Source organism: Streptomyces sp. C (genome assembly GCF_000158895.1).
In the GTDB taxonomy this organism is placed as follows: Bacteria; Actinomycetota; Actinomycetes; order Streptomycetales; family Streptomycetaceae; genus Streptomyces; species Streptomyces racemochromogenes.
In genome coordinates this window covers 30,612-56,013 of sequence record NZ_GG657752.1, presented here as the reverse complement: position 1 = coordinate 56,013, position 25,402 = coordinate 30,612, and the positions used below count along the sequence as shown (strand labels likewise).

General features: G+C 72.5%; 25 protein-coding genes and 1 pseudogene. 5 read left to right on the top strand and 21 right to left on the bottom strand.

Annotation, left to right across the window (positions count from 1 at the left end):
• The 4 genes from SSNG_RS36480 to SSNG_RS36465 form a co-directional block, all read right to left on the bottom strand.
• Positions 1-727 (bottom strand): AMP-binding protein (locus SSNG_RS36480; protein WP_129593442.1); only part of this gene is annotated, 727 nt, incomplete at its 3' end.
• 206 nt (positions 728-933) lie between these two features.
• The gene (locus SSNG_RS36475; protein ID WP_007269014.1) at positions 934-2,199 is read right to left on the bottom strand and encodes a ketosynthase chain-length factor; all 1,266 of its coding nucleotides are present in this window, start codon (positions 2,197-2,199) and stop codon (positions 934-936) included.
• Complete coding sequence (locus tag SSNG_RS36470) at positions 2,196-3,467, bottom strand: beta-ketoacyl-[acyl-carrier-protein] synthase family protein (protein ID WP_007269013.1); 1,272 nt, start codon at positions 3,465-3,467, stop codon at positions 2,196-2,198. Before SSNG_RS36470 ends, SSNG_RS36475 begins: the two co-directional genes overlap by 4 nt.
• Complete coding sequence (locus tag SSNG_RS36465; protein WP_007269012.1) at positions 3,464-4,657, bottom strand: DegT/DnrJ/EryC1/StrS family aminotransferase; 1,194 nt, start codon at positions 4,655-4,657, stop codon at positions 3,464-3,466. Before SSNG_RS36465 ends, SSNG_RS36470 begins: the two co-directional genes overlap by 4 nt.
• A 178-nt stretch (positions 4,658-4,835) precedes the next feature.
• Between SSNG_RS36465 and fabG the strand changes: the two genes are divergently transcribed.
• Complete coding sequence (gene fabG / locus SSNG_RS36460; protein ID WP_007269011.1) at positions 4,836-5,645, top strand: 3-oxoacyl-ACP reductase FabG; 810 nt, start codon at positions 4,836-4,838, stop codon at positions 5,643-5,645.
• A 25-nt stretch (positions 5,646-5,670) separates the two neighbouring features.
• On the opposite strand, the gene SSNG_RS36455 is transcribed toward fabG, so the two are convergent.
• The 3 genes from SSNG_RS36455 to SSNG_RS36445 form a co-directional block, all read right to left on the bottom strand.
• Entirely contained in the window at positions 5,671-6,456 is a 786-nt protein-coding gene (locus SSNG_RS36455; RefSeq protein ID WP_007269010.1) for an AfsR/SARP family transcriptional regulator, read from the bottom strand.
• Between the two features lie 191 nt (positions 6,457-6,647).
• A complete protein-coding gene (locus tag SSNG_RS36450; RefSeq protein WP_007269009.1) occupies positions 6,648-7,592 on the bottom strand; it encodes an aromatase/cyclase in 945 nt (314 codons plus the stop codon).
• Positions 7,593-7,998: 406 nt separating this feature from the next.
• Positions 7,999-8,559 carry a DegT/DnrJ/EryC1/StrS family aminotransferase gene (locus SSNG_RS36445; RefSeq protein ID WP_050780097.1) on the bottom strand — a complete coding sequence of 187 codons (561 nt, stop codon included), beginning with the start codon at positions 8,557-8,559 and terminating at the stop codon, positions 7,999-8,001.
• A gap of 240 nt (positions 8,560-8,799) precedes the next feature.
• Between SSNG_RS36445 and SSNG_RS36440 the strand changes: the two genes are divergently transcribed.
• The 4 genes from SSNG_RS36440 (at position 8,800) to SSNG_RS36425 (ending at position 12,266) form a co-directional block, all read left to right on the top strand.
• Positions 8,800-9,807, top strand: a complete 1,008-nt coding sequence (locus SSNG_RS36440; RefSeq protein ID WP_347232525.1) for an MBL fold metallo-hydrolase — start codon at positions 8,800-8,802, stop codon at positions 9,805-9,807.
• 316 nt (positions 9,808-10,123) lie between these two features.
• Positions 10,124-10,558 (top strand): nuclear transport factor 2 family protein, encoded by a 435-nt coding sequence (locus tag SSNG_RS36435; protein WP_007269006.1) that lies wholly within the window; start codon positions 10,124-10,126, stop codon positions 10,556-10,558.
• 118 nt (positions 10,559-10,676) lie between these two features.
• Positions 10,677-11,588 carry an NADP-dependent oxidoreductase gene (locus SSNG_RS36430; RefSeq protein WP_007269005.1) on the top strand — a complete coding sequence of 304 codons (912 nt, stop codon included), beginning with the start codon at positions 10,677-10,679 and terminating at the stop codon, positions 11,586-11,588.
• Between the two features lie 75 nt (positions 11,589-11,663).
• A complete protein-coding gene (locus tag SSNG_RS36425; RefSeq protein ID WP_007269004.1) occupies positions 11,664-12,266 on the top strand; it encodes an NAD(P)H-dependent oxidoreductase in 603 nt (200 codons plus the stop codon).
• Positions 12,267-12,365: 99 nt separating this feature from the next.
• On the opposite strand, the gene SSNG_RS36420 is transcribed toward SSNG_RS36425, so the two are convergent.
• The 14 genes and pseudogenes from SSNG_RS36420 to SSNG_RS36360 form a co-directional block, all read right to left on the bottom strand.
• Positions 12,366-16,217 carry an amino acid adenylation domain-containing protein gene (locus SSNG_RS36420; RefSeq protein ID WP_007269003.1) on the bottom strand — a complete coding sequence of 1,284 codons (3,852 nt, stop codon included), beginning with the start codon at positions 16,215-16,217 and terminating at the stop codon, positions 12,366-12,368.
• A gap of 247 nt (positions 16,218-16,464) precedes the next feature.
• Entirely contained in the window at positions 16,465-17,406 is a 942-nt protein-coding gene (locus tag SSNG_RS36415; protein ID WP_042804908.1) for a ribose-phosphate diphosphokinase, read from the bottom strand.
• 14 nt (positions 17,407-17,420) lie between these two features.
• Positions 17,421-18,362 carry a pseudouridine-5'-phosphate glycosidase gene (locus tag SSNG_RS36410; protein ID WP_042804860.1) on the bottom strand — a complete coding sequence of 314 codons (942 nt, stop codon included), beginning with the start codon at positions 18,360-18,362 and terminating at the stop codon, positions 17,421-17,423.
• Between the two features lie 11 nt (positions 18,363-18,373).
• Positions 18,374-18,607, bottom strand: coding sequence for a tautomerase family protein (locus SSNG_RS36405; protein ID WP_007269000.1), 234 nt, complete (start codon positions 18,605-18,607; stop codon positions 18,374-18,376).
• A gap of 141 nt (positions 18,608-18,748) precedes the next feature.
• Entirely contained in the window at positions 18,749-19,678 is a 930-nt protein-coding gene (locus SSNG_RS36400) for an EamA family transporter (RefSeq protein ID WP_007268999.1), read from the bottom strand.
• On the bottom strand, positions 19,678-20,343 hold the full coding sequence (gene upp / locus SSNG_RS36395; protein WP_007268998.1) for a uracil phosphoribosyltransferase: 666 nt from the start codon (positions 20,341-20,343) through the stop codon (positions 19,678-19,680). Before upp ends, SSNG_RS36400 begins: the two co-directional genes overlap by 1 nt.
• A 315-nt stretch (positions 20,344-20,658) precedes the next feature.
• Entirely contained in the window at positions 20,659-21,597 is a 939-nt protein-coding gene (locus tag SSNG_RS36390; RefSeq protein ID WP_050780096.1) for an alpha/beta fold hydrolase, read from the bottom strand.
• Between the two features lie 21 nt (positions 21,598-21,618).
• A complete protein-coding gene (locus SSNG_RS42780) occupies positions 21,619-21,795 on the bottom strand; it encodes a hypothetical protein (protein WP_007268995.1) in 177 nt (58 codons plus the stop codon).
• A 7-nt stretch (positions 21,796-21,802) separates the two neighbouring features.
• Positions 21,803-22,300, bottom strand: coding sequence for a nuclear transport factor 2 family protein (locus SSNG_RS36385; protein WP_007268994.1), 498 nt, complete (start codon positions 22,298-22,300; stop codon positions 21,803-21,805).
• A gap of 125 nt (positions 22,301-22,425) precedes the next feature.
• Positions 22,426-22,653, bottom strand: coding sequence for an acyl-CoA carboxylase subunit epsilon (locus tag SSNG_RS36380; RefSeq protein WP_007268993.1), 228 nt, complete (start codon positions 22,651-22,653; stop codon positions 22,426-22,428).
• 192 nt (positions 22,654-22,845) lie between these two features.
• The gene (locus SSNG_RS36375) at positions 22,846-23,793 is read right to left on the bottom strand and encodes an ACP S-malonyltransferase (protein WP_007268992.1); all 948 of its coding nucleotides are present in this window, start codon (positions 23,791-23,793) and stop codon (positions 22,846-22,848) included.
• 23 nt (positions 23,794-23,816) lie between these two features.
• Positions 23,817-24,644 carry a 4'-phosphopantetheinyl transferase superfamily protein gene (locus SSNG_RS36370; protein ID WP_007268991.1) on the bottom strand — a complete coding sequence of 276 codons (828 nt, stop codon included), beginning with the start codon at positions 24,642-24,644 and terminating at the stop codon, positions 23,817-23,819.
• A complete protein-coding gene (locus SSNG_RS36365) occupies positions 24,641-25,003 on the bottom strand; it encodes an acyl carrier protein (RefSeq protein ID WP_042804859.1) in 363 nt (120 codons plus the stop codon). The genes SSNG_RS36370 and SSNG_RS36365 overlap by 4 nt, the downstream gene beginning before the upstream one ends.
• Before the next feature lie 11 nt (positions 25,004-25,014).
• Positions 25,015-25,402 (bottom strand): annotated as a pseudogene (locus SSNG_RS36360) (MFS transporter); the annotation flags it as partial.

Genomic DNA, 25,402 nt, shown 5'->3' with positions numbered 1-25,402 from the left:
GGCAGGGGCACAGCACCTGGCAGGCGCCCGCGTGGACGGCCGAGTTGAGGTGCATCGGGAAGTAGACCGGCAGGTTGTTCAGGGTGACCGCGCCGGCGTCGAGGTGGTGGGCGGCGGCGGTCTGCGCGGCGTTGGCGACGAGGTTGCGGTGGGTCAGCCGGACGCCCTTGGGGCGGCCCGTGGTGCCGGTGGTGAACTGGATGCAGGCTTCGGTGTCCGGGTCGAAGGCCTCGGTGGCGCGGGGTGCGGGCCGGGGTGCGCGGTCCAGGGCGACGCACAGCGGGACGGCGTCGGCGGGCACGACCCCGTCGGGGGCATCGGTGACGACGACGGCGCGCAGCAGGGGCAGCCGGTCGGCGGCCTTGACGAGCAGTTCGGCGGTGGCGGTGGGGACGAAGGCGGTCTCGACGCGGGCGTCCTCGCACATGTGGCGCAGCCCGGCGGCCCGGACCAGGGGGTTGAGGAGGACGGCGGTGTTGCCGCTGCGCAGGGTGCCGTACCAGGCGGCGGGGAACTCCTCGTCGAGGGTGTTGGCGATGCCGACGCGGGCTCCGCGCCGGCCGAGGGTGTGCTCCAGGTAGGCGGCGTAGCGGTCGGCGCGGGCGTCGAGTTCGGCGAAGGTGCGCATGCCGTGGGCGGTGCGGACGGCGCAGGCGGCGGGGTCGCGCAGCGCGGCCCGGCGCAGCAGTCCGTCGAGGGGCGGTTCCGGGTATCCGAAGTTCGGCACGGCGCTGTCCTCCTGATCGCGGGCTGATCCCGGCGTACCACGGTCCTCATGCCCGGTTGAGGCCGCTTGGAAGGTCGCTGGAACCGGACGCGCCGACGGCCGCCGCGGGGCGGGCGGGCGCGTACGCGTACGCGTGCCCGGGCCGGCGGCGGCCGTCGGTGTGGCGGGGGTGCGGCGGAGGTGTGCCGGGGCCGTGCCGGGGCGGGTCAGCGGCCCCGGAGCACCATGGCGGCGTTGAAGCCGCCCCGGCCGCGGGCCAGGACCAGGGCCGTGCGCAGCCGTTCGGGCCTGCGGACCTCGGTGACCAGGTCGATCGGGCAGTCCTCGGCGGGCGGGCCGGTGTGGACGGTCGGCGGGACCACCCCGTCCCGCAGGGAGAGCAGGGCGGCGGCCAGGTCGAGGGAGGAGCCGCCGGAGGCGAGCCGGCCGGTCATGGTCTTGGGGGCGGTGACGGGGACCGCGTACTCCCCGAAGAGGCCGGCGATGGCGCGGGCCTCGTCCCGGTCGGCGTCGCGGCGTCCGGCGGCGTCGGCGAAGACCACGTCGACGTCGGCGGGGGTGAGCCCGGCCTCGCGCAGGGCTCCCGCGGCGGCGGCGCCGAGGCGGGGGGCGCCGCCGGAGCCGGGCGGCGGGTCGAAGGTGGCGGCGTACCCGGCGACGGTGCCGTAGAGTTCGGCGCCGCGTTCCCGGGCGGCGTCGGCGTCCTCCAGGACGAGCAGGGCGCCGCCCTCGCCGACCACGTGTCCGTCGGCGTCGGCGGAGAAGGGCCGGTAGGCGCGGGCGGGGTCCTGTGCGGTGCTCAGCTCGCCGGTGGCCAGGTGGGCGGCCCAGCCCCAGGGGCAGACCGAGGAGTCCATGCCGCCGGTGACGACCAGCCGGACGCCCTTGCGGATCTGGCGGCGGGCCTGGGCGACGGCGTCGAGTCCGCCGGCCTGCTCGCTGACGATGACGCTGTTGGGGCCGCGCATGCCGTTCCTGATGGAGATCTGGCCGCTGTTGACGGCGTAGAACCAGGCGAAGGACTGGTAGGCGCTGACGTACTGGCCGCCCTTGCTCCACAGGGCCTGCAGTTCGCGCTGGCCGAACTCGTAGCCGCCGGCGGAGTTGGCGGTGATCACTCCGGCGGCGAAGTCCGGCAGCCGTGCGGGGTCCACGTCGGCGTCGGCGAGGGCCTCGTCGGCGGCGGTGAGGGCGAGCCGGGTGACCTGGTCGGTCTGCGGGAGCAGCCGGCCGGGCAGGTGCTCGGCGGGGTCGAAGCCGGGGACTTCGCCGGCGAGCTTGGCCGGGTACCGCGCGGCGTCGAAGCGGGTGAGGGGGCGGATGCCGGTCTCGCCGCGCAGGACGGCGGCCCACCAGGCCTCGGTGCCCAGGCCGTTGGGGGCGGCGACGCCGATGCCCGTGACGACCGGTGCGGCGGGGGCGGCGGGCGCGGCGGGGGCGGGGGCCGTTTCGGTGGCGGTGGCGGCGCTCATGCGGCATCTCCCAGACGCGGGCGGGTCAGGATCATGGCGCTCTGGAAGCCGCCGAAGCCGCTGCCGACGCTGAGCACGGTGTCGGTGCGGTGCTCACGGGCGGTCAGCGGGATGTAGTCCAGGTCGCAGGTCGGGTCGGGGGTGTGCAGGTTGGCGGTCGGCGGGACCGTGTTGTGCTCGATGGCCAGGGCGCTGGCCGCGACCTCCAGGGAGCCGATGGCGCCGAGGGAGTGGCCGATCATCGACTTGATGGAGCTGACCGGGACCTCGTGGGCGTGCTGTCCGAGGCTGCGCTTGAAGGCGGCCGTCTCGTGCCGGTCGTTCTGCTTGGTGCCGGAGCCGTGGGCGTTGACGTAGTCGACGGCGGTGGCGGGCAGGCGGGCCTCGTCGAGGGCGACGGTGATGGCCTCGGCCATCTCGCGGCCCTCGGCCTTCAGGCCGGTCATGTGGTAGGCGTTGCCGCGGCTGGCGAAGCCGGCGATCTCGGCGTAGACGTGGGCGCCGCGCCGGCGGGCGCTCTCCAGCTCCTCCAGGACGAGTACGGCGGAGCCCTCGCCGAGGACGAAGCCGTTGCGGGTGGCGTCGAAGGGCCGGGAGGCGGTCGCGGGGTCGTCGTTGCGCGGCGAGGTGGCCTTGATGGCGTCGAAGCAGGCCACGGTGATGGGCGAGATGGGGGCCTCGGTGGCGCCGGTGACCATCACGTCGGCGCTGCCCTCGCGGATCAGCTCGACGGCGTGGCCGATGGAGTCGAGTCCGGAGGTGCAGCCGGTGGACACCAGGGAGACGGGTCCCTGGGCGCCGACCCGCCAGGCCACTTCGGCCGCCAGCGAGCTGGGGACGAAGTAGTCGAACAGGTGGGGGACGGCGAGGGTGTGGTCGACCTCCCAGGTGGAGCCGCCCCGGCTGACCGCGTCGTACTCGACGTCCAGTCCGGTGGTGCAGCCCACCGCGCTGCCGAGTGTGACGCCCGTGCGCGCCGGGTCGAGGGCCGCCGGGTCGAGGCCGCTGTCGCGGATCGCCTCGTCGGCGCTGACCAGCGCGAACTGCGCGGCCCGGTCCAGGCGTGCGACGTCCTCGGCGGTGAATCCGTGGGCGAGCGGGTCGAAGTCGACCTCGGCGGCGATCCGGGAGCGGAAGCCCGAGGCGTCGAAGAGACTGATGGCGCGGGTCGCGGTGCGGCCGGAGGTGAGCCGGGCCCAGTACGCCTTGGTGCCCACTCCCCCGGGTGCGACCACGCCGATCCCGGTGATGACGACGCGTCGGTTCATGGGGTGTCCTTCACGGTGAGTCCTTCTTCTGAGCCGGCTTCGGCGAGCCGTGTCCGCACGGCCCTGCGCAGGGAGCCGATGACGGCGGCCACGTCCTCGTCGCTGAGGCCGGGGTGCAGGGGCAGGCGTACGGTGCGGTCGACGGCCCAGTCGCAGGCGGGCAGCCGCGGCGCCGCGTGCTCCCCTCCGGTGTCCTGGGAACCGAACCGGTGCAGGGGGGCGTAGTGGGAGGTGGTGTCGATCTCCTCGGCGAGGAGGTCGCCGACGACCTTGTCCTTGATGGCGGGGTCGAGCTGCACCCAGTAGAGGCAGTGGGTGGTCTCCTGGCCCTCGGGCAGCGGCGGGGGCGTCAGCAGTCCCTCGGTGCCGGCCAGCTCACGGTCGTAGCGTTCGGCGATCCGGGTGCGCCGTTCCACCATCTCGGGGAGGCGGCGCAGCTGTACCTGGCCGATGGCGGCGGTCAGGTCGTTGCCGACGATGCCGCGGCCGTACTCGGGCGGGGGCGTCCGGCCGGCCGCGGAGTCCACGGCGGCGTGGCCGAAGCTGGTGGCGCGGACCAGGCCGCGCTGGGCGAGGAGCCTGGTGCGCGCGGCCCGCCCGGGGTCCTTGGCGTACACCATGCCGCCGTCGCCGGTGACGATGACCCGGCCCGGGTCGAAGCTCCAGACGGCCAGGTCGCCGAAGGTGCCGGCGGGTACGCCGCCGACGCTGGAGGCGACGGAGCAGGCGCCGTCCTCGATCAGGAGGACGCCCAGTTCACGGCAGCGTGCGGCGATGCGGACGACGTCTCCGGTGCGGCCGCCGTAGTGGAGGAGGAGGACCGCCCGGGTGCGCTCGGTGAGGACGGCCTCGATGTCCTCCAGGGACGGGTTGAGCGAGCGGCGGTCGACGTCGCAGAAGACGGGGCGGCCGCCGCGTCCGGCGACGGCCTCGGCGGTGGCGGGCAGGACGATGGAGGGCAGGACGACCTCGTCGCCCTCCCGGAGGTCGAGGGTCTCGACCGCCAGGTGGAGGGCGGTGGTGCCGGAGCTGGTGAAGACGACGTGGTCGGCGGGGATCCCCAGGTGTGCGGCGAAGGCCTCCTCGAAGGCCCTGGTGCGTCGCCCGTTGCCGAGCCGGCGGTCGTGGAACACCCCGGCGACCGCGTCGAGTTCCTCCGCCCCGACCTGGGGCTGAAACAGGTTGATCATGGTCGCCTCTCGCGTACGGGTGTCCGTCCGAGCTTGTGAACAGCCGCTCGACGGCCTCTGGAGCCCCGGTGGTCCCTTCCTTCCGCCGGGGTGCGGCCCAGGGCGCTTCGAGCCCCGCTCCATCGGGGTGCCGGATGCTCCGCGTGCGTCGACATCCGAGATTCGCCGAGGAGTGCACATGCCGGAGCAGGACCAGGACCAGGGCCACGGCCAGGCCAAGCGCGTTGCCGTCGTCACGGGCGCGACCAGCGGCATCGGCCTCGAAGTGGCCCGTACGCTGGCCTCTTCGGGGCACCGGGTGTTCATCGGTGCCCGGGACGCGGACAACGTGGCCCGGACCGTGGAGGAGCTGACCGCCGAGGGCCTGGAGGTCGACGGCGCGAGCCTGGACGTCCGCAGCGGTGAGGACGTACGGGCCTGGATCGGGGCGGCCGTGGAGCGGTTCGGCACCATCGACGTGGTGGTCAACAACGCCGGCCGGGCGGGCGGCGGGGTCACCGCGGACATCGCCGACGAGCTGTGGAACGACGTCATCGAGACCAACCTCAACAGCGTCTTCCGCGTCACCCGCGAGGCCCTGAACGCGGGCGGCCTGCGGGCCAAGAACCGCGGCCGGATCATCAACATCGCCTCCACCGCCGGGAAGCAGGGCGTGGTCCTGGGCGCCCCGTACTCGGCGTCCAAGCACGGCGTGGTCGGCTTCACGAAGGCGCTGGGCAACGAGCTGGCGCCGACCGGGATCACGGTCAACGCCGTCTGCCCCGGCTACGTCGAGACGCCGATGGCCGAGCGCGTGCGCCAGGGCTACGCCGCCGCCTACGAGACCACCGAGGAAGCCGTCCTGGAGAAGTTCCAGGCCAAGATCCCCCTCGGCCGGTACTCCACGCCGCAGGAGGTCGCCGGGCTGGTGGGCTACCTGGCCTCCGACACGGCCGCCTCGATCACCTCGCAGGCCCTCAACGTCTGCGGCGGCCTCGGCAACTTCTAGGGGCGCCCGGCGCCGGCCGCCCGTTTCAGGTGCGGGCCGGCGCCGACTCTCGGCGGCGCACCGTTCCGAGCAGGCCCGCCTGGAGCTGCTTGAGCTCGGCGGAGGGCTCCAGGCCCAGTTCGTCGGCGAGCAGCCCGCGCACCTTCTGGTAGGCCTGGAGGGCTTCGGCGCGGCGGCCGGCGGCTCCGAGCGCGGCGATGAGCCGGCTGTGGAACCACTCGTGGAGCGGGTAGTCGTTGATGAGCTTGCGCAGTTCGGGGATGGACTCGCGGTGCCGGCCGAGGCGCTCCTGCGCCTCGATGCGGGTCTCGAAGGCCCGGATGCGCAGTTCTTCCAGGTGGACGACGTGTCCGGCGAGGACGTCGCCGGCCGGGAAGTTCGACAGGGCCGGTCCGCGCCAGAGGTCGAGTGCCTGGCGGACGGTGCGCAGCGCCCTGGCCGGCTCGTCCTCGGCGAGTTCGTGGCGGGCCCGGGTGACGAGGCGCTCGAAGATCCGGACGTCGACTTCGGAGTCGTCGACCTGGATGGCGTAGCCGGCGGAGCTGGTGACGATCAGGCAGCGGTCGGCGGGGACCAGTCGCTCCTGGGTGAGCATCCGGCGGGCGTGGTAGACGTACGTCTGGAGGGTGGTGACGGCGCTGCGCGGCGGGTTCTCGCCCCACAGCTCCCGGATGAGGGCCTCGGCGGTGACGATCTCGCCGGGGCGGGTGAGCAGCAGGGCGAGCGTCTGGCAGACCTTGGGGGTTCCGGGCTGGTAGGTCCTGCCGTCGTCGGTGACGATCTCGAAGGGGCCGATGAGATTGAAGCGCATGGAAGATGACTCCTCATCAGCGGGGACGGCTGGCGGCCGAAATTACGAAAAGTCTCTTGCGCGGTGCATATGCCGTCAACCACTGATATGTCAGAACGCGGTCAATCTGCGTCAGGTTTCGGCCACCCGCGGCCGGATCCGGGGCGGCCCCGGTGAGGACCGCCCCGGCGGCGAAGGCGCGGGGCCGGCGGTCAGGCCCTGTTCTCGGCGTAGCTCTTGGCGTGACCGAGGGTGGCGCGGCTGTTGTTGCTCACCGCGGTGCGCACGTACTCCTTGGCGTCCTCGACGGTCGCCCGCTCGCCGAGGATCCTGGCGATGTTGGCGGTGTTGATGGTGATGGTGTGCTGCGAGGACGCGGCCACGCCCTCGTCGTTCTCCGCGAAGGTCCAGTAGCCGGTGTGCAGGGTCATCAGCGCGGGCAGGGTGGTCTGCTTGTAGGCGATCTTCTGGTGGGGGAAGGTGACCCGGTAGGACTTGGTGGTGTGCAGCGAGCCGTCCTTGGCCCGGGTGTCCATCTCCAGCTCCTGCAGCCCCGGCGTGTCCTCCACCAGCCGGACCGCCGCCACGTGCGGAAGGCGCTCCTCCCAGCGGTCGGCCTCGTTGACGAAGTCGTAGACGTCCTTCGCCGACCCGTTGATCTGCACGGTGTCCTCGAAGGAGAACGTCAGGGCCTCCGCCGCGTGCGCCAGCTCGAGGTTCGTCTTCAGCGCGGCCAGCTCGGACCTCGAGTTGCGGTCCACGGCCTCGTCGATCCACGCCAGGCCGTCGGCGTCGTCGTCCACGGCCCGGTAGTCGTGCAGCAGGCGTACGCGGGACTCGCCCTCGCCGAGGGGCTCGATGATCCACGTGCCGCCCATGGCGGCGATCGGCGGTGCCGTGACCTCCTGTCGGAAGGTGATCCGCAGGCCCTCGGGGTCCAGGGTGCGGCGGGAGGTCCAGTTCTTGGCCTGGCCGTTGGCCGTCGCCCAGATGCGGATGCGCTCCTCGTCGGCCCCGGTCGGGGTGTGGTCGACGTAGATGGTCGGCGGGAAGATCCGCGGCCAGTTGGTGACCTCGGCGATCAGGCGGTAGACGGCGGCGGCCGGGGCAGAGACCGTGATCTCGTGCTCGACTTCGCGCAGGCCGGGCTGCGGCATGCTCGTGGCTCCTTGGGAGTGGGGAGGGTTCGGACGGAGGTGACGGCGGCGGGCGCCGGCGCCCCGTACGCCTCGTGGTCGCCGTGCGAGCCGGCTTCCGGGGACAGCGCACCGGATCTTGATGACAAGGTTCTTCGGTCGCGCGCGGCCGTTCAATGGCGTCGGATTCAGGAGTAGGTCAGGTTGCACAAGGCCCGGTCCGGCGCCTCGGGGGGCCGCCAAGAAGAGGTCAAACGCCGGTGAACGGGCCGCATCGGGTCCGGACGGCGTTAACGGCGTTAACGCCGTTAACGGTGATGACGGCGCTGACGGCGCTGACGGCGCTGACGGCGCACCACCGTTAACGCCGTTAACGCGTGGGCCGCTTGGCGGACCGCTCAGCGGGCGGCGGACGCCGCCAGACCGTTCACCGGGAACCGTCCGCCGCGCAGACCGTCCGGCTGGGCGACACCCGCCGTCGCCGGTGACGGGGGCCTCGCGTCCACGCGGAGGCGACGGAGCAGGCGGCGTCCTCGATCAGGACGATGCCGAGCTCGCGGCAGCGTGCCGCGATGCGCTCGATGTCGCCCGGGTGGCCGCCCTGGTGGAGGGTGACGACGGCCCTGGTCCGCTCGGTGGTGGCGGCCTCGTACTCCTCCCAGGTGGGGTTGAGCGTGCGCGGGTCCACGTCGCAGAAGACCGGCCGGCCGCCGTGGGCCAGGACGGCGTTGGCCGCGGCGAGGAAGCTCAGGGACGGCAGGACGACCTCGTCGCCGTCCCGGAGGCCGAGCGCCCCGGCGGCGAGGAACAGGCCCGAGGCGGCCCAGCCGACGGAGCCGACGTGTTCGGGAGCGACACCGGGGTGTTCGGCGAAGGCCGCCTCGAAGGCTTTGGTCCGTGGGCCGTGGCCGCGCCACCGGTCCTCGAAGGCCCCGGCGACCGCTTCGAGCTCCTCGGCGCCGACCTGGGGCTGGAAAAGGTTGATCATGTGCTGCCTCTCACGTCGGGTGTCCCGGAGAGCTTGCGGAGTTCTGCTCGACGGTCGATCGAGTTCCGGTAGCACCGGCGCCGTCTGCCGTGCCGCTCCCGGCTTCAGGCTCCGGTTCCGCCCAACTCCCCTGGCGGGATTGACAATTCGACGTCAACCCGGGTTGTGCGCGGGCCGGGCATGCGTTCCGATGTCGACATCCGAGTCGAGACCCGCCATGACGGCGAGGGGAGGAACTCCGTGACGGAACAGCGAGTCGCCCGCCGCGGCCGCCACCGCGCCGGAGGGCCGGCTGCGGATCCTGGCGTCCTGCGCGAAGGCGGCCGCGCGGTCACGGCGGACCGCTCCACCGCGCCGCCCCGCCTGGACGAGATCGCGGACGGCGTGTTCGCGTACGTCCAGCCCGACGGGGGCTGGTGCCTGAACAACGCCGGGTACATCGCCTCGGACGACCGGCCCGTGCTGATCGACACCGCCGCGACGCACGACCGCGCCCTGGCCCTGAAGCGGGCCGTCGCCGAGGTCGGCCCGGCGCCGCGGTTCGTCGTCAACACCCACTCGCACGGCGACCACACCTTCGGCAACTCCCTCTTCACCGACCGGGCGGTGGTCGTCGCCCACGAGACCACGGGCGTCGAGATGGAGACCGTGGGACTGCACCTGACGACGCTCTGGCCCGACGTGTGCTGGGGCGACCTGTCGGTGGAGCTCCCCGGGCTGACCTTCCGCGACGGGCTGCGCCTGGACACCGGCACGGCACAGGTCGACCTGATCGCGCTCGGCCCCGCCCACACGGCCGTCGACACGGTCGCCTGGCTGCCCGGGCAGCGCGTGCTGTTCGCCGGAGACCTGCTGATGTCGGGGGCCACCCCGTTCTGCCTCATGGGGTCGATCTCCGGCTCCCTCGAAGCGGTCGCGGCGATGCGGGCCCTCGGGCCGCGGACCATCGTGGCCGGCCACGGTCCGGTCGCGGGGCCGGAACTGCTCGACACCGCCGAGCGCTACTTCCGCTGGCTCCAGGACCTGGCCCGCGACACCGCCGCCGCCGGCCTGTCGCCACTGGAGGCCGCGTGCGAGACCGACCTCGGCGAATGGGCGGGGCTGCTCGACTCCGAGCGGCTGGTGCCCAACCTCCACCGGGCGTACGCGGAGCTCCGCGGCGCGGAGCCCGGAGCGGCCCTGGACATCGGGGAGATGTTCTCCGACATGGTCGCCTTCCACGGCCGGCTCCCGGCCTGCCACGCCTGAGCGACGGCCCCCGCACGGCGGTCCCCCCGCACGGCGGTCCGGGCCACCACCGGTCCGCCGCCGAACGCAAGACGAAGGAGGGCCGGCGATGAACAGGCGAGCAGTGATGGCCGGCATCGGCGTGCGGACGCCGGGCGGCAACGGCCAGAGGGGGCGTACGGCATCGACCTGGTCCGCGGCGAGGCACGGGAGCCGCCCCTGCGCCACGCGCTGGTCCTCGCCCGCGGCCGGCACGGCTTCAACTCCGCCGTCGTCCTGACGGCCTTCCACGCCTGAGCACCTCCGCCCCCCTTCTCTGACGCCAGGAGACTCGACCATGACCATGACCACGACCACGACCACGACCGACCTCTACCTGCGGGTCCAGCACTTCTACGCGCACCAGATGCAGCACCTCGACTCCGGCAGGTTCGAGGAGTACGCCGCCACCTTCACCGAGGACGGCGAGTTCCAGCACTCCCCGGGCGTCGAGCCGGCCCGTACCCGGCCGGGGATCGTCCGCGAGCTCGTCGAGTTCCACAAGCGGTTCGACAACGACCCGGTGCAGCGCCGCCACTGGTTCAACCACGTCGCGCTGGAGCTCCAGGAAGACGGCACGGTCACCTCGACTGCCTACGCGCTCGTGGTGAACGTCCGCCCCGGCGGCAAGCCCGACATCACGCGCAGCTGCGTCGTCCACGACACCGTCGTCGACGGCCCGGAGGGCATCCGGCTGAAGTCCCGCCGCGTCACCCACGACCAGCTCCTCTGAGCGGCGGCCGCCGTGCAGCCCCGGTCCGGGGTTGACCTCAACTCCGCTTGAGGTCCTACGTTCGTCATCGAGGCCACGACGGGCCGCTGAACAGCACTTTCCCTGAGGAGCGTTGACGATGAAGGCTGCGGCATTCCACGCGTTCGGCGGACCGGAGGTCCTGGAACTGCTCGACGTGCCCACCCCCGTGGCGGGGCCCGGCGAGGTCCGGGTCCGCGTGAAGGCGGCGGGTACCCAGCCGACCGACTGCGCGGTGCGCACCGGATGGACCCCGCCCGGTGTCACGATCACGTTCCCGCACGTCACGGGCGGCGACTTCGCCGGCGTCGTGGACCAGGTCGGCGAGGGCGTCACGGGCCTCTCCGTGGGTGACGAGGTGCTCGGGTACCGACTCCAGGGCACGTACGCCGAGTACCTGACCGTGCCGGCGGAGCAGGTCGTCGCCAAGCCGGCCGGTGTTCCCTGGGAGGTCGCCGGGTCCCTGTCCGCCTCGGGTCAGACGGCGCACACCGTCCTGGAGGACCTGAAGGTGTCCGCGGGCGAGACCGTGCTGATCAACGGTGCTTCGGGCGGCGTCGGCACCATCGCGGTGCAGCTGGCCGTACTGCGGGGTGCCAAGGTCATCGCCACCGGCCGCGAGGACAACCACGCGTACCTGCGCGAGCTCGGCGCGGTGCCGGTGACGTACGGCGAGGGCCTCGCCGACCGCGTCCGTGCCCTCGCGCCGGAGGGCGTCGACGCCGCCCTGGACGCGGCCAGCGCCGACGGGCTGCGGGTGGCGGCCGAACTGGTGGCGGACAAGGACCGGGTCGGCACCATCTTCGCCCACGGGGTCCACGAGGAGCTCGGCGTGCGGTGGCTGAACAGCCGCCGCAACGCGCAGCGGCTGGGCGAGCTGGCCGCCCTGGTGGACAGCGGGAAGCTGCGCGTCCACGTCCGCCGGACCCTCCCCCTGGCCCGGGCCGCCGAGGCGCACCGCGAGCTGGAGAGCGGCCACGGCCGCGGCAAGATCGTCCTGCTCACCGACTGAGCCGGCCCCCCTTCCCCGCCCCTCCCCATCCCTCCCCCATCCCTTCGTCATCGCAGGAACAGAAAGAGGTACCCCGTGTCCGGCAACCCCCTCAAGGTCGGTGTCCTGGTCGGCAGCGTCCGCACCGCCCGCTTCGCCGACAAGGTCTCCCGCTGGTTCGTGGCCGAGGCCGCCCGGCGCGACGACATGGAGATCCACGTCATCGACCTGTCGGAGCCGGCGCTGGTCGAGGAGCTGAAGCTCAGCCTCGACCCGCTCGGCACCCCCACCGGCACCCCCACCGGGACGCCCCGCCTGGCGGCCCGGATCGACGCCCTCGACGCGTTCGTCGTGATCACCCCGGAGTACAACCACGGCTACCCGGCCTCGCTGAAGCTGGCCATCGACTACGTCTACGCCGAGTGGCGCGCCAAGCCGGTGGCCTTCGTCTCGTACGGCGGCGTCGCGGGCGGCCTGCGCGCCGTCGAGCAGCTGCGGCAGGTCTTCGCCGAGGTGCACGCCGTGACGGTGCGCGACACCGTGAGCTTCCACAACCCCTGGCAGCGCTTCGACGACGAGGGCAGGCTGCTCGACGACGACGGCGGCAGCTCGAAGGCCGCCTCGGTGCTCCTCGACCAGCTCGCCTGGTGGGGCGTCACCCTGCGCGAGGGACGCGCGGCGCGGCCGTACGGGGCCTGAACCGGCGGGCCGGCTGTCTGCGGCACCGGAAACGAAGAAAGCGGCCACCCCGCCGGATTCCTCCGGCGGGGTGGCCGCTACGGCGTCACCCGTCCGCGATCACTCGCCGAGCAGGTAGCGGATGTGCTTGACCAGCTCGCCGATGTCGTCGCGCAGCAGGCTGTAGTGGTCGGCGTCGAGGTCGATGACCGTCGGCGGCTCGGCCGAGTAGCCGCTGCTGTTCTCCAGGAACGAGTAGTCGTCGCCCTCGGCCTTGAAGATGCTGATCGGCGCCTGGAGGGTGCGCTCGGCCAGCTCGTGGAAGGAGTACTCGAACTCGTAGGTCTGGCCCACGACCGAGATGATCCGCCGGGCGAGGTCGACGTCGATGCCCTTGAGCTCGCTGATGAACTCGGCGAAGGACGCCTCGTCCGTCACGGTCTCCAGGCACCGGTCGAGGTCCGGGCCGGAGATGGTGCCGGTGAACACCGAGAAGAGGATCGTGGTGTAGCCGCGGTTGGCGAAGGAGGCCTCGCGGCCCCACACCTTGCCGTTCTCGGCGCGCACCTTCGGCGAGCCCGGGGCGATCAGGAAGAGGTTGTCCACCTTCTCGCCGGCCTGCTCCAGCTGGTACGCGGTCTCGAAGGCCACGCGGGCGCCGAAGGAGTAGCCCCACAGGGTGTAGGGGCCGGTCGGCTGGAGTTCCTTGATGGCCTCGATGTCCTTCTTGGCCATCTCGGTGATGGTCTCGTACGGGGCCTCGCCCTCGTTGATGCCGTAGGACTGGACGCCGTAGAACGAGCGGCCGAGGCCGATCTCGCCGGCCAGGCTCCGCAGGTTCATCGGGTAGCCGCCCAGGCCGGGCCAGCAGATCACGGGCTTGGCCTTGCCGGTCTCCGCGTGCAGGCGCACCAGGCGCGAGGACTCCTGGGCCACCTCGCGCTCCAGGCGGCGGGCCAGCTTCTCGATGGTCGGGGACTCCAGGACGCTCTGCAGCGGCAGGGAGACGCCCAGGCGCGAGTTGAGCTCGCGGACGAGGCCGACGGCGATGAGCGAGTTGCCGCCCGACTCGAAGAAGTCGTCCTGGACGGAGGCGTTCTCGCGGCGCAGGGCCTTCTCCCAGACCGCGGCGATCTCCTTCTCGGTCTCCGTGCGCGGGGCGACGAAGGGGCGCTCCACGAGCTCGGCGTTGACCTGGTCGGAGACGGCGAGCGCCTTGACGTCGATCTTGCCGTTGGCGGACAGCGGCAGCCGGTCGAAGACCACGACCCGGTTGGGGATCATGTAGTCCGGGAGGAAGCTGACGAGGTCGTCGCGGATGAGCTCGGCGGGACCGCGCATGTGGACGCTGTCCTCGCGCATGCCCTCGTGGCCGAGCTGCTCGTCGCTGACGCGGCCGCCGACGAAGAAGTACATCGGACCGCCCTCGACGCCGTTCTCGGCGAGGACCGCGTCCATGCGGCGCGAGGCGGGCAGCGGGTTGCCGGTCTTGGAGCTGTAGCCGGAGGACATGAAGCCCAGGTTCAGCCCGTTCATCATCAGGTGCTGCAGCTTCTTGCCGAGGGTGATGTACTTCAGCCACTCCTCCTCGGCGCGGCTGTAGACGCTGATGCCGAAGCTGGCGGCCTGGTAGACCGACTGGTTGATCGCGATGACGTGCTTCTTGAGGACGATGTCGTCCGAGAAGCGGGTCAGCGCGCCGTTCTCGTAGCGGTACTGGCCCTCGGGCAGGCCGGCGACCTTGCCTCCGTGCGTCTGGACGTAGACCTCGGCGTGGTCCTCGCGCGGGCCCTCGTTCGGGACCAGCTCGAAGGTGCCGAGGTAGTAGTCCTCGTCGGCGACGTCGAGCAGCTCGCGCACGGACGGGTCGTAGGCGCGGTCCTGCACGTCGAGGCCGTAGGCCGGCAGGATCTGCTCGAAGAGGCCGAGGATGTGACCGGTCTCGATCTCCAGGACTTCCTGGATGTTGTTCTTGTAGACCGGCTCGATACCGCTCTTCTTGCCGATGAAGTGGATCTGCGCCGTGGGCCTGCCGGTGGCGGCCCGCTCGCTGATCAGGACGAGCTGGTGGCGGACCGGCTGGTAGTAGTAGTAACCGGGCTTGAGCCCGCCGACGCCCTCCAGCTCGAAGTACATCTGCGTCGCGTACAGCGCGCCCGGGGAGGCGTAGCCGTACTTCGGCAGCAGGCGCTCCTCGCTGATGTACTGGCCGAACCAGCGCAGGATCTGGCCCAGTTCGACGGGGGCCAGGTCGGCCGCCTTGCGGGAGTAGGCCGCGGTGACCTTGGAGCCGAGCAGCTTGAGCAGGTCGTCCTGGGTGACCGCGCCGCCCTCGTAGAAGCGGTAGGTCTTGCGGGCGAAGACCCGGGCGCGCTGCTCGGGGGTGGGCTCGGAGCCCTCCAGGTCGAAGGCCGGGCGGGCGGCGAGCTCGGCGTCGTCGCGCAGGCCCGGGTTGGACAGCTGCGCCTTGACCTGGAGCTTGCTCTTCTTCGAGGCGTGGTGGGAGCCGTGGTTGCCCTGGTCCATCAGGGCGGCTTCCTTCTCGCTCAGCTCGATGCAGGCGATCAGGTTCTGGAAGCCGGTGCGGCCGTCGTTCTTGACGATGACGGCGGCGTTGCGGACCCAGTCGTGGTTCTCGATGGCCAGGGATATCTCGTCCAGCTCGACGCGGTAGCCGCGCAGCTTGACCTGGTTGTCGGCGCGGCCGGCGAACTGCACGGTGCCGTCGGCGTTCCACTGGCCGAGGTCGCCCGTCTTGTACAGGCGGACGGGCTCGGCGCCCTCCTCCAGCTCGATCTCCAGGAAGCGCTCGGCGGTCAGGTCGTCGCGGTGCAGGTAGCCGCGGGCCAGCTGGACGCCGCCGATGTACAGCTCGCCGATCTCGCCGACGCCGACCGGCTTGAGGGTTTCCTTGTCGAGGATGTGGTACGTCGTGCCGTGGACGGGGGCGCCGATGGAGATGGACTGCGGGCCCTCGTCCAGCTCGGCGGGGTCGACCACGAACGAGGACGAGTTGATGGTGGTCTCGGTCGGGCCGTAGACGTTGATGAGCGCCCGGCCCGGCATCTCCTGGGTGGCCTGGATCGCCAGCAGGCGGGAGAGGGCCTCGCCACCGCTGAAGATCTGCTGGAGGGAGACGCACTCGGGGAACTTCTCGGTGTCGATCAGGCCCTGGAGCAGGGTCGGGACGCACTGGAGGGTGGTCACGCCGTGCTTGACGATGGTCTCGATGAGGCCCTCGGGGTCGGCGTAGACGCCGGGGGCGCCCATGACGACGGTCGCGCCGTTGGCCGGGGAGAGGATCTCCCACTGGGCGGCGTCGAAGCTCATAGGGGTCTTCTGCAGGATGACCTTGCTGCGGTCGATGCCGTAGGTCTCGCGCAGCCAGCCGAGCTGGTTGACGATGCTGCGGTGCTCGATCATCACGCCCTTCGGCTTGCCCGTGCTGCCGGAGGTGTAGATGACGTACGCGAGGGTGTCCGGACGGGCGTCGCCGCCGGCGGCGGGGGCCTCCTGGCCCTCGGGGCGGACGAAGGCCTCGGACTCGCGCAGGGTCACGATGGTGACGTCCTGCGGGGCGAGTTCGCGCAGGCGGGACACCAGGCGCTGCTGCGCCAGGATGATCTTCGTCTCGCTGTTCTCGATCATGTAGCGGAGCCGGTCCTCGGGGTACTCCGGGGACAGCGGCAGGTAGGCGGCGCCGGCGCCCAGGATGCCCCACGCGCCCACCATGAGGTCGATGGACGGCTCGACGAAGAGGCCGACGCAGTGGTCCGCCGAGACTCCGAGGTGGCCGAGGTAGTCGGCCAGGGCCGCGCTTCTGGACGCCAGCTCGCGGAAGGTGAGCTTCTCATCCCGGTAGGCGACGGCGATCGCTTCGGGGTGCTCGGCGACGCGCTCGGCGAGCAGGCCGGGCAAGGTGGTGGTGCCGCGCAGGGTGGGCTCGAGCACGCTGGTCTCCTGAAGAGTCATTTCCCGCTTCCTTAAGTTCCGTTGTGGAGCAGCGGGCGCCGTCGAACGCCCCCGCGAACCGGGATCCGCGTAGCGGCGGGCCCGGTGTCAGTGGCCGGGTTGACTGCCCGGCCGGATGAAACCGAAGAACTGAGGGGCGCAAGGCAGAGCCTCACCACCCGGAAGAACCGGAACGGCGCGGTGCGTGCTGCGGCCGCCTCCCCCAACGGACGGACCGGGCCCCCATCGACCCCGCCCGTCCGGGCGATCACCGGCTCCGCAGGAGCCGGGTTACAGATCCGTTCTCGAACACCTCTCGCGAGGCGCCCGCGATGAGCGGGGCGATCGACAGGACTGTCACCTTGTCGAGGCCCAGTGCTCCGGGCACCGGAAGGGTGTCCGTGAAGACGAACTCGCTGACGCGCGAGTTCTTCAGGCGGTCCGCGGCGGGGCCCGAGAGGACCCCGTGCGTGGCCGCCACGATGACGTCCCGCGCGCCCTGGGCGAACAGGGCGTCGGCGGCGGCGCAGATCGTGCCGCCGGTGTCGATCATGTCGTCGACCAGGACGCAGACCCGGTCGCGGACCTCGCCGACCACCTCGTGGGCCGTGACCTGGTGGGCCACGTCCTTGTCGCGCCGCTTGTGCACGATGGCCAGCGGAGCGCCGAGGCGGTCGCACCAGCCGTCGGCCACGCGTACGCGGCCGGCGTCGGGCGACACGACGGTGAGGTCCGCCGGGTCCGCCTTGGAGGCGATGTGGTCCGCGAGGACCGGCATGGCGAACAGGTGGTCCACCGGCCCGTCGAAGAACCCCTGGATCTGGTCGGCGTGCAGGTCGACCGTCAGGATCCGGTCCGCACCCGCGGTCTTGAGCAGGTCCGCCACCAGGCGGGCCGAGATGGGTTCCCGGCCGCTGTGCTTGCGGTCCTGTCGCGCGTACCCGTAGAAGGGAAGGATCACGGTGATGCTGCGGGCCGAGGCCCGCTTCAGCGCGTCGACCATGATGAGGTGTTCCATGATCGACTTGTTGACCGGTGCCGTGTGGCTCTGGATCACGAAGCAGTCCGCGCCGCGCACGGAGGCCTGGTAGCGGATGTAGATCTCGCCGTTGGCGAAGTCGACCGCCTTCGTCGGGACCAGCTCCGTGCCCAGTTCGGCCGCGATGGCCCGGGCCAGCGCGGGGTGTGCGCGTCCCGAGAAGAGCAGCATCTGTCCGGAGTCGCTCACGCGGCGAGCTCCGCGAGGTGTGCCGAGTGCGCGACGGCCAGGCGGCCGGCGGCCTCGGCGCAGGAGGCGAGGACGGCCATGTTGGCCTTGGCGGAACGGCCGTCCGTGGCGGCGTCGACGGCCCGCATCAGGTACTTGGTGATGGCCTGGCCGGAGACCCCGTCCCGGGCCGCCTCGGCGACGGCGGCGCGGATGGCCGTGTCCACCTCGGCGGAGTCGATGGCGTCCTCCTCCCTGACCGGGGTGGTGATCAGGAAGGAGCTGTGGTTGCCGAGGGCCCAGTGGGCCTCGACCGCGCGCGCGATGGTCCGTTCGTCGTCCAGGCGGTGGGGCGCCTTGTGGCCGCTCGTACGGCAGTAGAACGCGGGGAAGTCGTCCGAGCGGTAGGCGACGACGGGGACGCACTGCGTCTCCAGGTACTCCAGGGTCAGGCCGAGGTCGAGGATCATCTTCGCGCCGGCGCAGACGACGGCGACCTTGGAGCGGGTGAACTGGATCAGGTCCGAGGACACGTCCCAGGTCTCCTGGGCGCCGCGGTGCACGCCGCCGATGCCGGCGGAGGAGAAGAACGGGATCCCCGCGAGCTCCGCCGCCACGACCGAGGAGGCCACGGTGGTGGCGCCCGGGCCGCCCTGCGCCAGTACGACGGGCAGGTCCCGGCTGGACACCTTGGGGATGCCCGGCAGGGAGGCGAAGCGCTCGATGTCGGCGTCCGACATCCCGACGCGGATCGCGCCGGCCTCGATGCAGATCGTCGCGGGCACCGCGCCGCCGGAGCGTACCGCGTCCTCCACCTTGCGGGCGGTGGCGGCGTTGTCCGGGTAGGGCAGCCCGTGGGTGATGACGTTGCTCTCCAGGGCGACGACGGCCTTGCCCTCGTGGAGGGCCTCGCGGACCTCCTCGGTGTAGACGACGGGGACGCCGTTGCTTGCGCTCATCGGGATGTCTCTCAACTCTCGTTCACGTAACCGGGCCGCCTGACCTGCTGGTCCGGGCGGGCCGCTATCTCGGCGAGGACCTGGGCCTGCCAGTCCTCCGGTGTGATCGGCTCCAGGGAGATCGAGACGGCGTCCTCGCCGAGGGCGAAGGTCCGCGTCACGGCGGCCGTCACCGCCTCGTCGATCTCCCTGAGCTGCTCGGCCGTGAAGTCCCTCGGGTAGTGCCGGATGTGGATGTGGGGCACGGACTCGGTCCTTCCACGGTTCGGGGGTCAGGAGGTGGGCGGCACACCGCGGACGGGGGAGGCCACGGTGTGCCACCACCGCTCCCCACCCTGCTCCAGGGGGCAGGCATGGCGGGGAGTCGTGGGCGGGGCTCCGTCGCGTTACGCCTTGACGGATTCCCGCGAGGCCGGCCGGACCGGGCCCGGTTCGGGCTCTGGCTCGGGCTGCTGCTTGGACTGCCTCGGCTGCGCCAGGACCACCGACGCGACCACCGTCAGCGCTCCGAGGATCTGGAGCGGCGACAGCGCCTGGTCGAGGACGAACCAGCCGAGCAGGGTGGCCGTGAGGGGCGAGCCGAAGCTCAGGAACGACACGGTGAGCGCGGGCAGCCGCTGCACCCCGCGGAACCAGATCGCGTAGGCGATCAGGGCCCCGATGATGCCGAGGTAGGCGAAGCCCCAGAGGTTCTCGGCGGTGATCTCGCCGGGCAGTCCCTCGCCGATCAGCGCGATCGGCAGCAGGACCAGGCCGCCGACGGTGAGCTGCCAGCCGGTGAAGGGCAGCAGGCCCACCCCTTCGGGGCGCCCCCAGCGCTTGGTCAGCACGATGCCGGAGGCCATGCTGAGCGCGCCCAGCAGACCGGCGATGACACCGGTGACGTTGAGTCCGGCGTTCGGCTGGAGGACGAGCAGGGCCACGCCGGCCGTGCCGAGGGCACAGCCGAGCACGTGGATCCGCTTGATCCGCTCCTTCAGCAGCACGGCGCCGAGCACCAGCACGATCATCGGCTGGATGGCCATCACCAGCGCCGCGACGCCGCCCGGGAGGTGGTAGGCGGCCACGAAGAGCAGGTAGAAGAAGGCGCCGATGTTCAGCACGCCGAGCACCAGGGCGCGCCACCACCAGATGCCCTTCGGCAGCACCCGGCCGATGAGCAGCAGGACAAGGCCGGCGGGCAGGGCGCGCAGCAGTGCGGAGAGCAGGGGTCTGCCCTCGGGCAGCAGCTCCGTGGTGACCAGGTACGTCGACCCCCAGACCACCGGCGCGAGCACGGTGAGCGCGGAGTCCGCGAGTGGACGGCCGCCCTTCATCAGGCCGCTGCCGAGTCGGTCGTGCCGAAGTAGCGGTCGCCGAAGTCGCCGATGCCCGGGATCATGAACGCGTTCTCGTTGAGGCGCTCCTCGATCGACGAGGTGACGATCTTGACGTGCGGGTGCTCGGCATGGACCGCCGCGATGCCCTCGGGCGCCGCGAGCAGGTTGACGAAGACGATGTTCTCCTCACGCACGCCTGCCTCCAGAAGTACTTCGATGGCCATGTTGGCGCTGCCGCCGGTGGCCAGCATCGGCTCCAGGGCGAGGACGTGCCGGTTGGCGATGTCCTCGGGGAAGTTCTTGTAGTACAGGTGCGGAAGCTTGGTGACCTTGTGCCGCTGGATGAGCAGCTTCCCGACGGTGATGTCGGGGATGACCTGGCGCAGCTCGTCGAGCATGGAGTCACCGGCCCGGATCACGGGCACGGCGCACAGTTTGGTGCCGAACTTCAGTCCGTCGTACGTCTCACCGACCGGCGTGACGGCCGCGTGCTCCTCGAACGGCAGCTGGTCGAGCGCCGATTCGAGCAGGAGGCGGATGATGCGCCGGGAGTAGAACACGAAGTCCGAGCGGGAGGCCCCGCGGTCTCGGATGATCGTGTGCATGGCCCGCAGCTGCTTCGTCTGCGGCAGCGGGTGGACGTTGTGGTGGCCGGTCGCCATGAGAAACCTGCTTCTCGTCGGTCGTGGAGACGGGCTGCGGCCGGGCCCGGGCCCGGAGGGGCCGCGGGGGCCGCAACCGTTTGGTCGGGTCCGAGGTCAGGCGTCGGTTCTCTCGGCGTCGATGACGGTGCCGGCCTGCGCCAGGTCCTTCACGTCGCTCATGCGCGTTCCTCTTCGGGAGGGTTCAGATGGATCGGTACGGATCCGACAGGTACCGGGGGACCGAGTGGACGTGTCCCGGTGTGACGGTTCGCTGCACGTCTCGGGATGCTCACGAGAACCCTCGTCGGTACCCGTCCACGGGGTCAACGGGGTCTATGTCAGATCCGCGTCAACCTTCTTCAGGTCGCCGTCAGAGCCCGTCACGACCCGGCCAACGGCCACGTCGCGGGCGAGGAGGCATTCCTCCAGGAAGGACAGGACCCGCAGGTGGTAGCTGCGGGCCGCCCAGCCCAGGCTGATGTTGTGCCCGGCGTGCGGCTGCCGGGCCACCTCCACGGGGGCCGCCGTCAGCGGAGTCAGCAGTTCCTCCAGGGCCTCGCCGTCGTGCCTCCACCACTGCTCCTGTTCGGCGAACGTGAAGCGCACCGGCACCCGCACCCCGGCCGCCACGGCGGGGTACATTTCCGGCCACCTCCGCGTCTCCCGCGCCTCGGCCGCGGGGACCGGCCGCAGCAGCCCCTGCCCGAGCCGGAAGGCGTCCGGCGGGTAGAACCGCAGGGCGCCCCAGTGCCGGCGCCACTCCCCCGGCAGGTCGGGGCCGGGCAGCCGGCCGGCGTCCACGGCGAAGCGCCGCCCGATGCCGGAGACGTCCACGCCGATCGGTACGAGGCCGCCCCGGGCGGCGCCCGCGGCCGCGAGCGCGACGCGGCCGCCGCCCGAGTGGGCCACGAGGAAGACTCCGGCGCCCAGTTCGCGCCCCTCGGCGAAGCCCTCCAGGGCGGCGAGCACGGTGGCGGTCTGCCCCTCGAGGTCCTGCCCCTCGGGGAGCACCCCGGCCGAGGCCCCGTACCCGGGCCGGTCCAGGGCGAGTACGGCGTGACCGAGGCCGGCGCCGAGCTCCAGCAGCGAGAGCCCGGGCCGCGCCCGGCTGTCGAAGTAGCCCGCGCTCATCCCCGAGCCGTGCAGGGCCACCACCAGCGCCCGGGGTACGGGCTGTGCGGGCAGGGCCAGCAGGCCGGACAGCGGGATCCCGGCGGCGTCGAGGGTGACGGGCCGGACCGGGGGCGCGCCGGCGGGCGGCACAGGGACCATGAGGGGCATCTCCAGGAGGGGTCAGGACGACCGGGCGGCCGGGCTGCGCCGGGCCTTGGCGACGGCCAGGCCCCAGGCGGCCCGGCGGCGCAGCAGGGTGGTCAGGGGCGGTGCGGCGCACGGCCGCGGGGGGCGTACGGCCTCCGGTGCGGGATCCCTGGCGGGGACCCGGTAGCCGGCGGTCTGCACGGCGTTCATCGGGTTCTCACAGCCGGGCTCCGGCGAGTTCGGGCAGGCGTACGCCGGAGTCCCACACGACGTGGAACGCGACGTGGCTCAGCCGCCAGCCGGCCGGCGTGCGCACGGCCCGCGCCTCGGAGTACCCGCCGACCTCGAAGTGGGCGGCGGGCCCCCGGCCGGCGTGGTGGACGTGGGTGGTGAGCTGCTGGACCCGCAGGGTGGCCCGGTCCCCGTCGAGGACGACGGAGTGGTTGGAGCTGGAGTGGTGGATGCGCGCCCACCGCTCCCGGGCCTCGCGCTGGAACGCGGCGAAGGCCTCGATCCCCTCGCACACCCCGATCGGGAAGGCGAAGGTGGCGTCCTCGGTGAAGAGCGAGGCGTACGGCGAGTCCTCCGGCCCCGTCCCGTCGTGGGTGTCGAGGGCGGTCACGTAGCGGTCGAACAGCTCGCGCAGCTCGGCGCGGTCGCGCAGGGCCTGCACCTGCTCGCGCAGTGCCGCGATGTCGTCATGGGTCGATGGCATGGCCTCTCCAGTCGGCGGACTCGGGACAAGGGCCGGCGGTCAGGAGCGTCCGCCCGCGAACTCCTGGACCGGGGCACTGGGTTGAAGGGGTGGCGGGCACGGTGTGCGGGCGGGGGCGGGCCCGGTCAGGCCGGCCGGAGCCCGCGCCAGGTGCGCGGGCCGAGGAAGCCGCGGACCCGCTCGGGCCGGCGCCGGCCGGCGAGGGCCGGCCCGCCGCCGGCCGTGCCGCCGTGCTCGCCCTCGTACGCCGCCGCCCGCGCGAGCACCACGGCGGTGAGCGCCGCGAGGGCCTCGGTGTCGGGGCGCCCCTTCACGACGCGGATGAGTTGGCCGGGCTCGACTGTCGTCTCCACAGACTGCTCCTCGTCTCGTGACGTCCCGCCGGCACTGGCTGCGGCGGGTCCGCGTGCTCGCGGGGCGGAACGCCGGCACCGTCGGCGCGCCGCACCCCGGGGAACGCCTGCACCGTCGGCGCGCCGCACCCCAGAGAACGGATCAGTACCGTGCGGACCTCGCACGGATCTATGGCACCGCTCGTACCGGAGTCAGGCCGCGGTCGCGGTGAGCTCGTCCACGGCCAGCGCCAGCCGGTCCGGCGTGTGCGTGCTGTGGACCCGGGCGTCCGGCAGGATCCGCCGGACCAGCCCGCCGAGCACCCGGCCCGGCCCCACCTCGACGAACCGGTCGACGCCCGAGGCTGCGAGCGTGCCGACCGCCCCGGTCCACCGCACCGGGCTGGTGAGCTGGCCGCGCAGGGCGACGGCGGCCTCGGCGGCGCTCGTCACCCACCCGCCGGTGACACCGGAGACCAGCGGCACGACCGGGTCGCGGAACTCCGTCGCGATCAGCGTCTCGGTGAACTCCGCCTCGGCCTCGCCCAGCAGGCTGGAGTGGAACGGGCCGCCGGTACGCAGCCACTCCACCCGCGCCCCGGCCGCCCGGGCCGCCTCGGTGGCGCGGGCCACCGCCTCGGCCTGGCCGGACACCACGGTCTGGCGGGGTTCGTTGTCCCCCGCCACCTCGACCACCTGGCCGGTGGCCGCCCGGGCCTCGGCGCAGATCCGCGCCAGCTCCGCACGGCTCGGGCCGATGACCGCCGCGGTGGCGCTGCCGACGCGGTCCCCGACGGTGGCGACGAGCTCGCCGCGGAGGCGGACCAGCCACAGCGCCTCGGTCCACTCCAGGACGCCGGCGGCGACCAGCGCCGCGTACTCGCCCAGGCTGTGCCCGGCCACGGCGTCCGGCCGCAGGCCCTCGCCGCGCAGCACCTCCAGGACGGCCATGCTGGTGAGGAAGATCGCCGGCTGCGCCACGGCCGGGTCGTCCAGGTCGCGCGGCGAACCGTCCAGGCAGACCCCGGCCAGCGGGATCCCGAGCAGGTCGTCGGCGGTGCGGTAGTAGGTGTCGGCGAGGTCGGGCCGCAGGGCGAGCAGCTCCTTGGCCATGCCGGCGTATGCGGAGCCCTGGCCGGGGAAGACGAAGGCGGTGGTCATCCGGTCACGTCCTTACTTGCGGTTCAACTGGCGAGGACCGTGTCACGCGGTCCGGGGGCGGCTGCGCCGCACACGGTGTGGCCCGCGGCCAGCCAGGTGTCGGGCACCCACCTGACGTCGACCACCTTGGGGGCGGCCCCGGCCACCGCCACCGCGGCGGCGTGGGTGGCGTCGGCCGGGACGCCGACCATGGTCCAGCCGTCGGGGTGGCGGCCGTGGTCGGTGCCCAGGTAGTCCTCGGCGGGCGAGCGGCTCAGGCCCGTACCGAGTCCCTTGAGGAACGCTTCCTTGCGCGTCCAGATCTGTCCGAACAGCTGCCGCCGGTCCTCGCCGGCCTCCGCCTCGGAGATCTCCAGCTGCTCGTCCGGGTGCAGCGCCTTGGAGCAGATGTCCACCGTCTCGGCGCCGGGGAGTTTCTCCACGTCAACGCCGAGCGGCGAGGTGCCGACGCCCACCATGGCCACGCCCCCGCTGTGCGAGAGGGAGTAGTGCAGCGGCGGCGGCGGGGGAGACAGGGCGGGGCGGCCGTGCGGCTCGCCGCAGCCCGGGCAGGGCTCGCGCATGAAGCGGACGTCCTGGGGGAGGGTGGCCGTGTAACGTCCGAGCAGCCGGCGCACCGCCACGTGGGCGGCGGCGTACAGCAGGCCGTCCGACTGGCGGATGAAGGAGTCGGTGCGCTCGCGCTCCTGGTCGTCGAGCTCGCCGATCGCCAGGGCTTCGGCGTCCGCGCCGGTGGGGCGGCGGATCAGCCAGAGGTCGACGCGGTCGGCGGAGAGGGTGAAGTCGGGCCGGTCCAGGTCCTGGTGGTTGACCACCGGGCGGACGGCCGGGAGCAGGGTCGTAGTGCTCATGCCGGCACCGCTGCCCCGTGCAGGTGGGCCTCGGGGCCGAGCTGGCCGGCGAGGCAGTCGATGAGCTCCTGGGCGCTGTTGGCGAGCAGCAGCCGCTGGAGGTTCACGTCGACGCCGAGGGTCGCCTCCATCCGGTACTGGAGCTCGATGCCGGAGATCGAGCCGATGCCGAGGCAGCCCATGGGGCGGCCCGTGGTGTCCACGAGGTGGGGCTCGATGCCGAGGATGCGGCCGAGTTCCTCGCGCACGTACTGCTCCAGGATCCGGGTGCGCTCGTGCAGCCCGGCCGTGGCCAGGACCGCCATGTCGGGCCTGGTCATGTGCACCAGGCCGTTGTCTGTCTCGTATGTCTGTGACATGTGAAGTGTGTTCATGATGCTTTCCGGGTTGAGGCGGACGGGTGTCCCCGTCCGTCCGTGGTCGGAACCGCCGGGTGGGAGAGGTGTCCGGCGGGTTGCGCGGGTGGGGCGGAGGGAGCGGAGGGGTGGAGCAGGCCGCGCAGGGCCACGCACGCGCCGGCCAGGCCGACGCCGGTGACCAGCCAGAGCGCGGGGCCCCGGCCGGCGGCCGCGTACAGGGCCGACGTCAGCGCGGTCGTCAGCGCCGCGCCCAGCTGTACGCAGGTCTGGTAGAGGCCGCCGGCCGCCGACTGGAGGGCGGGCGGGACCGTGCCGGTGGCCTGGAGGTGCAGGGCGGTGAAGGCCAGCACGAAGGCGACGCCGACGAAGGACATGGCGGGCAGCAGGTCGGCGTGGCCG